Consider the following 1,154-nt stretch of genomic DNA (forward strand, 5'->3'; position numbering starts at 1 on the left):
CGGTGACGGGGAGGCAGTCGTGTCCGGGGTCGGGGTGGAGGTGGGAGTGGACGTTGGAGTCGGCTCCGGAGTGGGGGTCGGCGATGCGGACGGGGTGGTCTCCGGGGTAGGAGTTGCAGTCGGAGTGGGTGTCGGTTCGGGTGTCGGTTCGGGGATGGGGGTTGGTTCCGGCGTCGGTGTTGGAGTGGGCTCCGGTGTTGGTTTCGGTGCAGGCGGGACGGGCACTCCATTGCCGGTTCCGAACGCGCTGTAGAGCACGGTGGCCGCGGTGCCGCCGTCGGTGGACTGGTCAGAGGTGACGGTCCAGGAATTCTCCAGCAAACCGTTGGCATCGGGCGTCACGGGAGCAGTGGTGTTGACATCGCCCATGATGACCAGAAGGTCGTTGGGGGCAAGGTCACCCACCACTGCTCGCCACCCGTTGGCATCACAGGTGAGCTCCACGGCCCTGGGTGTGAAAGTGGTGGGGTACGCGCCATCCACGGACTCGCCGACGGAAGCGTGGACGGAGGTGCAGTCGATTTGATGTCCGGCGGGGGAGTCGGTGACCGTGACATTGGTCAGGGGTCCGGGCACCTGGACGGTCCAGGAATTGGAGCCGTCCGGGTTGTACCAGCCGAACTTGGAGGGCGCCTCAATGTTGCCGATCCCCGTGGGGCCCTCCGGAGTCACGGATGTGCTGGTTCCCCCAAATGTGATGGTCAGGGGTTGACCTGGTGTGGCATCCGCACTGACCAGGGCGTTGAACTCCATCCGACCGGAAATGTTGGTGGGGTGGGTGCCGACGAAATCGGACACGGTGACCACAACATTGCCGTCCACAGCCTCCGCGGTGGCCACTACGGAACCGTCCGGTGTGGTGATGGGGAAGGTGCGCTGCAAGGGCGTCAATTCAGGCGGCAGCGTCAATGCAAATGTGTCTCCGGGCTGCGAGTGGTCCGGCACTGACCATGTGGCGACCAGTCGGAAACCATCTCACACGCGGACGGTGCCCTGAGTCTGGACGCTGTCGATGGCATTCGGGATCACCTCGGCTTGGCTGGGGGTGGCCGCTGCAACGGGGACGCAGATCAGGGCCGCGGCAGCAAGCAGCGCGGAGGCGCGAGCACCTGAGACCGCAAGGGTGGGGGTGGAAGAGGTGTGGCGGGGTGACA

1 protein-coding gene is annotated in these 1,154 nt (G+C 65.6%); it reads right to left on the bottom strand.

What is annotated here, in order from left to right; all coding sequences use genetic code 11:
* The coding region (locus tag L979_RS16810) for an Ig-like domain-containing protein (RefSeq protein ID WP_255349605.1) at positions 1-963 on the bottom strand (963 nt) is incomplete at its 3' end.
* Between the last annotated feature and the right edge of the window lie 191 nt (positions 964-1,154).

It is taken from the genome of Kocuria sp. ZOR0020, assembly GCF_000800955.1.
GTDB classification, from domain to species: domain Bacteria; phylum Actinomycetota; class Actinomycetes; order Actinomycetales; family Micrococcaceae; genus Kocuria; species Kocuria subflava.